3 protein-coding genes are annotated in these 6,596 nt (G+C 70.4%); 2 read left to right on the top strand and 1 reads right to left on the bottom strand.

What is annotated here, in order from left to right:
• Nucleotides 1-174 precede the first annotated feature (174 nt).
• Entirely contained in the window at nucleotides 175-3,495 is a 3,321-nt protein-coding gene (locus tag NMK44_RS15870) for a S41 family peptidase (RefSeq protein WP_374215281.1), read from the bottom strand.
• Between the two features lie 175 nt (nucleotides 3,496-3,670).
• Between NMK44_RS15870 and NMK44_RS15865 the strand changes: the two genes are divergently transcribed.
• Nucleotides 3,671-4,240: a TetR/AcrR family transcriptional regulator gene (locus NMK44_RS15865; protein WP_254743854.1), complete on the top strand. Its 570-nt coding sequence runs from the start codon at nucleotides 3,671-3,673 to the stop codon at nucleotides 4,238-4,240.
• Nucleotides 4,241-4,371: 131 nt separating this feature from the next.
• Nucleotides 4,372-6,588: an MMPL family transporter gene (locus NMK44_RS15860; RefSeq protein ID WP_254743488.1), complete on the top strand. Its 2,217-nt coding sequence runs from the start codon at nucleotides 4,372-4,374 to the stop codon at nucleotides 6,586-6,588.
• Nucleotides 6,589-6,596: the final 8 nt, after the last annotated feature.

The following is a 6,596-nucleotide window of genomic DNA, read 5'->3' as shown; positions in this document are numbered from 1 at the left end:
GCTGCGGGGGTGGGGCGCCCGCGCCCCGCCGCGAGGGTCGGGCCACGGGGCGCGCTCCAACAGGGGCGCGCCCCTTCGCCGTACCCGGAGCCGGGCTCAGTTCCCGGTACCCGGAGCCGGGCTCAGTTCCCGGTACCCGGAGCCGGGCTCAGTTCCCGGTACCCGGAGCCGGGCTCAGTTCCCGTTGCGCGGCGGGAGTTCGGGGCGCCGCAGATCCGGGACGTCCGCATAGCCGGGCGGGCTCGCCGCCGGATGGCGCTCCAGCAGTTCCAGCGCCGTACGGACCGCCACCCCGAGCTGCGGATGGCGCCCCTCGGCCCAGTCCACCGGGGAGCGCGGCGCCTCGATGTCCGGCTCCACCCCGTGGTTCTCCACGCCCCAGCCGTAGGCGTCGAACCAGGCGGCGTTCATCGGCACGGTGATCGCCGTACCGTCGCCCAGCAGATGACGGCCGGTCATCCCGACCACCCCGCCCCAGGTACGCAGCCCCACCACCGGGCCGATGCCCTGCACCTTGATCGCCGCGGCGATCATGTCCCCGTCGGAGGAGGTCATCTCGTCGGCGACGGCGACGACCGGCCCGCGCGGCGCGTTGCTGGTGTACGACACGGGCTGGGCGTTGCGAGTGAGGTCCCAGCCCATCACCGTGCGGGTGAGCTTCTCGACCACCAGCTCGCTGATGTTGCCGCCCGCGTTGCCCCGGACATCCACGATCAGGGCGGGCAGCGACATCTCCCGGCGGACATCCCGGTTGAACTGGGCCCAGCCGGAACCGCCCATATCGGGGATGTGCAGATAGCCGCACCGTCCGTCGCTCAACTCCCGCACCACCGCGCGGCGTTTGGCCACCCAGTCCTGGTAGCGCAGCGGCCGGTCGTCGATCAGCGGGACCACGGCGACCCGGCGCGGCGGCCCGTCCCCTTCGGACGGGGCGAAGGTGAGCTCCACCGTGGTGCCGCCCGCGGCGGTCAGCAGCGGAGAGGGCCCGGACAGCGGGTCCACCGGGCGCCCGTCGACATGGGTGAGGGTGGCGCCCTCCCGGATGCCCGCTCCCGCCAGCGGCGATCGCGCCCGGGAGTCGGAGGACTCCCCGGGCAGGATGCGGGAGACGATCCAGGCGCCCTCCTTGGTGCGGGCGAGGTTGGCGCCCAGCAGCCCGATGGGGCGCTGGTAGTGGGCCGGGCCCTCGTTGCGGCGCGCGGAGCTGACATAGGCGTGGGAGGTGCCCAGTTCGCCCATCACCTCGCGCAGCAGATCGGCGAACTCGTCGGGTGAGGCGACCCGTTCGACCAGCGGCCGGTACTGGTCGAGCACCCCGCCCCAGTCGATCCCGCACATATCCGGTTCCCAGAAGTAGGCCCCGGTGATCCGGCCCGCTTCCTCATAGGCCTGCCGCCACTCGGCGGCCGGATCGACGGTGTGCTGGATCCGGCGCATGTCGATGTGGACGGTGGAGTCCCCGTCGCCGGACTCGGTGGCGGGCACCGCCCGCAGATCACCCTCGTCGTTGACCACCAGCCGGGAGCCGTCGCCGCTGACCGCGAACCAGTCCAGTTCGGCGCTGAGTTCACTGCGCTTGGCCTTCGCCAGGTCGAAGTGTTCCAGGGTGGGGCGGGCGGAGGTGTCGGCCGGATTGGCGAAGGTCTCGCCGAGCGCGCCGGAGATCGGCCAGCGCAGCCACACCAGTCCGCCGCCGCTGACCGGATAGAGCGAGGAGTACTTGGAGGCGGGCACCGGGAAGACGGTGACCCGGCTCGGCAGCCCTTCCACCTCGACGGTGACGGTGCCGTCGCCCTCGGCCGCGCCGTCGTCCGGGTCCAGCCCGCCCGCCGCCGGCCGCCCCTCGGGGGACAACGCGAAGGGGGAGGGGGTCGCGGAGGACAGCGGCACCAGATAGGGGCGGCAGCCCAGGGGGAAGGAGAGATCGCCGGTGTGCACGTCGTAGACGGGGTCGAAACCGCGCCAGGAGAGGAAGGCGAGATAGCGGCCATCGCTGGTGAAGACCGGCTCCTCGTCCTCGAACCGGCCGTTGGTCACGTCCACCGTCGTCCGGTCCGACAGCCGGGCGATCTTGATAGAGCGCAGGGAACGCCCGATACCCGGGTGGGACCAGGCCAGCCAGGCGGAGTCGGGGGAGAAGGCGAGATCGCCCACCGGGCCGTTGAGCGACCGCACCAGCTCGGTGACCTCGCCGTTCCCATCGGGGGAGGTGTCCACCAGCAGCAGCCGCCCGTCATGGGAGGCCACCGCCAGCAGATCCCCGTCCGGGGCGGGCTCCACCTCGTGCACCCGGCCCAGCTCCCCGGCGGCCAGCCGCCGGGATTCGCCCGCCTCGGTGGCCCGCGGCAGGTAGCCGATCTCGATCGCGTCCTCGCCCTCGGCGTCCGTCACATACGCCACCCGGCCCGTGGCGCCCAGGACCGAGGGGAGCCGGACCCGGACCCCGGGGGTGTCGGAGAGGGTGCGGGCGGGGCCGTCGCGGTGCGTCAGCCAGTACAGACTGCCGCGTACGCACACCGCGCTGGCCCGGCCGGTGGTGTCCACCGCCAGTGAGTCGACGTGCGAGGCGGCCGGGATCTGGTAGGGCCGCCGTCCGGTGCGCGGTCCGCCCAGCCGTACGGCCAGCCGGCGCGGTACGGACTCCGGGGCGAGGTCGTCCACCAGCCACAGGTCGCCCGCGCACTGGTAGACCACGCGGGAGCCGTCGGTCGAGGCGTGCCGGGCGTAGAAGTCCGCGTGGTCGGTGTGGCGGCGCAGATCGGAGCCGTCCGGCAGACAGGAGTAGAGGTTGCCGATGCCCTCGTGGTCGGAGAGGAAGGCGATCCGGTCGCCGACGAACATCACCGAGTCCAGATGGCCGCCGATGTCGGGCAGCAGCCGGGTGCCGTGCAGCCACAGCCGTCCGGTGGCCCCACCCCGGTAGCGCTTCCAGGAGGCGGGTTCATGCGGCGGTTTGCCGGTGAGCAGCAGGGTGCGGTGCTCACCGTCCTGGTCGGCCACGGCGATGTCGGACACCGGCCCCCAGGGCAGCCGTCCCCCGGGGCCGCCGTCGGTGGCCAGGCCGTAGGCCCAGGAGAAGTGGGAGAAGGGCTGGCCGTGGGAGGAGACGGCGAGGATCTGGGAGCGGCCGTCGGCGTCCGGGGGCGTCCAGCCGCAGACCCGGGCATCCGTACTGCCCCAGTAGGTCAGCCGGCGGGTCGGCCCGCCGTCCACCGGGACGAGATGGATCTCGGGATCCAGGCTGCGCCAGGTGGTGAAGGCGATCTGGGAGCCGTCCGGGGAGAAGCGGGGATGGCCCACCCGGGTACGGTCCGCGGTCAGCCGCCAGGCACGGCCCGGGGCCTGCCCCGGGGCGGCCAGCGGCGCCACCCACAGATCGTCTTCGGCGGAGAAGCAGATCAACTCGCCGTGGAGATGCGGGAATCGCAGATAGGCGGAGTCATGATCGCTGCCAGGGCGCGGTGGTTCGCGGTGTGCGTCGCTCACTCCACCCATGTTTTCGGGCCAGGCGACCGGGAGCAACTCGGTTCTGTGACGGACACCACCAGCGAAACGGCTCGGTTTCGCTAGTGAGGGGCTTATGCTGGTCGAGTACGAAACCGTTTCGTTCGGAGGGAGGCGCCCCATGCAGGCGACGGACCAGCAGACAGAAGACCGGCCCACCGCCCGGGTGCGCCGCAGTCGGTTGTCCCCCGAGCGTGAGCGCGAGCTCTGCGAAGCCGTGGTCGACATGCTCCAGGAGGTCGGGTATGACGCCCTGACGATGGACGCCGTCGCGGCCCGCACCCACTCCAGCAAGGCCACGCTCTACCGCCAGTGGAAGAGCAAGCCGCAGCTGGTCGCCACCGCCCTGCGATGTACCAAGCCGATTCTGCTCGAGGACATCGACACCGGATCGCTGCGCGGCGACCTCCATGAGATCGTCAGGTGCTCCGAGCCCTCCCGGGAGCGGGACGCGGCGCTGATGAGGGGGCTCGCCCAGGCCGTTCATGAGCATGAGGACCTCCAGGAAGCCCTGCGCGAGTTGTTGGTCTACCCCGAGATCGAGGCGCTCAACGCCCTGCTGGCACGTGCCGTCGACCGGGGGGAGATCGCCCCTGGAACGCCCGCCCTGCGCTATGTCGGGCACATCGTGTGCGGCGCCTATGTCGCCCGCCCGTTCATCGAGGGGAAAGAGCCTGATCTCGAGTACCTCGAGGACTTCATCGATGCCGTGATCCTCCCCGCCCTCGGCGTCTGACCTCCCCGCACTCCCCGCACTCCCCGATTTCCCCACACAACCACATAGTCGCCAGTCGGCGCGCCGCTCTCGTCGCCGGCCGGTCATCCCCGCCTGTTCGTGCCATCTATTCGACGGGAGCACTCCTTCTCGTGGCCACGTTCCTCTATAAACTCGGCCGTTTCGCCTTCCGGCGCCGCGGTCTCGTCTCCCTGATATGGGTGGCGCTGCTGGTGGTCGCCGGTGCCGGCGCCGCCACCGCCTCTCCGCCCGCCAATGAGAACTTCTCCGTCCCGGGTACGGAGGCGCAGAAGGCGTTCGACCTGCTGGAGCAGCGCTTCCCGGGCAGCAGCGCCGATGGCGCCACCGCCCGCGTGGTCTTCCGTGCTCCCGACGGCGAGAAGATGACGGACCCGGCGAACAAGCAGGCCGTCAAGAAGGTCATCGGCGAGCTCAAGTCCAGCTCCGACCAGGTCGCTTCGGTCGCCGACCCCTATGTCTCGAAGGGGGTCAGCAAGGACGGCTCCACGGCGTACATCCTGACCACCTACAAGGTCAACTCCATGGAGCTGGAGGACAAGACACGGGACGCGCTGGAGGACACGGGTGAACACGCCCGTGACTCCGGGATGACCGTGGAGATCGGCGGTGACGCGCTCCAGGAGATGCCCGAGACCGGTGCCACCGAGGTGATCGGTATCGCGGTCTCCGCCGTGGTCCTCGCCATCACCTTCGGCTCGCTGATCGCGGCCGGAATGCCGCTGCTGACCGCGCTGATCGGTGTGGGTATCGGTATCTCGTCGATCACCGCGCTGGCCTCCACCCTGGGTCTGTCCAGCACCACCTCCACGCTGGCGATGATGATCGGCCTCGCGGTCGGTATCGACTACGCGCTGTTCATCGTCTCCCGCTACCGGGCGGAGCTGGCCGAGGGACGGGACCACGAGGAAGCCGCCGGACGGGCCGTGGGCACCGCGGGCTCCGCGGTGGTCTTCGCCGGCCTCACGGTGGTCATCGCCCTGGTCGGCCTCGCCGTGGTCAACATCCCGATGCTGTCCAAGATGGGCTTCGCCGCCGCGGGCACCGTGGTGATCGCCGTCCTGATCGCGATCAGCCTCATCCCGGCGCTGCTCGGTTTCGCCGGCAAGCGGATCGTCAGCCGCAAGGCCCGCAAGGCGGCCGAGGCGGGCGCCGACACGGGCGAGAAGAAGGAGAACGCGGGTACCCGCTGGGCCCGGTTCGTGCTGCGCCGCCCGGTGATGGTGCTGGTGGTGGCCGTCCTCGGCCTGGGTGTCGCTGCCGCCCCGGTGGCGAGCCTGGAGCTCGGACTGCCCGACGACGGCTCGCAGCCGACCAGCACCACCAAGCGCAAGGCGTACGACATGGTGTCCGAGGGCTTCGGCCCCGGGTTCAACGGTCCGTTGATGATCACCGTCGACACCAAGAACAGCGACGATCCCAAGGGCGCCGCCAACCAGGTCCGCAAGACCATCAAGGGCATCGACGGCGTCGCCGGGGTCAGCCCGGCCAGCTTCAACAAGGCCGGTGACACCGCCATGCTGTCGGTGGTGGCCAAGTACAAGCCCAGCAGCATCGACACCGAGCATGTGGTCGCCGACATCCGCGACACGGCGGATTCGATCAAGTCCGACACCGGCGCCGACATGCTGGTCACCGGGCAGACCGCGATGAACATCGATATCTCGAAGAAGCTCAACGATGCACTGGTGCCGTATCTGGCACTGGTGGTGGGTCTGGCCTTCCTCCTGCTGATGGTCGTCTTCCGGTCCATCCTGGTCCCGCTCAAGGCGGCGCTCGGCTTCCTGCTCTCCGTGGTCGCGGCGCTGGGCGCGGTCGTGGCGGTCTTCCAGTGGGGCTGGCTGGCGGGTCTGCTCAATGTGGAGGAGACCGGCCCGATCATGAGCATGATGCCGATCTTCATGATCGGTGTGGTGTTCGGTCTCGCGATGGACTACGAGGTCTTCCTCGTGACCCGGATGCGCGAGGCGTTCGTCCACGGCGAGCGTCCCGGCCAGGCCATCGTCACCGGCTTCCGGCACGGTGCCCGGGTGGTCACCGCTGCCGCGGTCATCATGATCAGCGTCTTCTCCGGGTTCATCGGCTCCACCGACTCGATGGTGAAGATGATCGGCTTTGGTCTCGCCATCGCGGTCCTCTTCGACGCGTTCATCGTCCGCATGGCCATCGTTCCGGCGGTGCTCGCCCTGCTCGGCAAGTCCGCGTGGTGGCTGCCGCGCTGGCTGGACAAGGCGCTGCCGAACGTGGACGTGGAGGGGGAGCAGCTCCAGAAGCAGCTCGCCACCGGCACCGCGTCACCGGAGAAGGACACGGAGCTGACCCGCGTCTGATCCATGCC

The sequence above is a fragment of the Streptomyces cucumeris genome, from assembly GCF_024295805.1.
GTDB lineage: Bacteria > Actinomycetota > Actinomycetes > Streptomycetales > Streptomycetaceae > Streptomyces > Streptomyces cucumeris.
Note: the sequence above shows the minus strand (reverse complement) of the source record. Positions and strands in the feature narration are given on the sequence as shown.

What these genes read in the sequence shown, in the direction of transcription:
- NMK44_RS15870 (WP_374215281.1), bottom strand. Translation starts at nt 3,495, where the DNA reads ATGGGTGGAGTGAGCGACGCACACCGCGAACCACCGCGCCCTGGCAGC.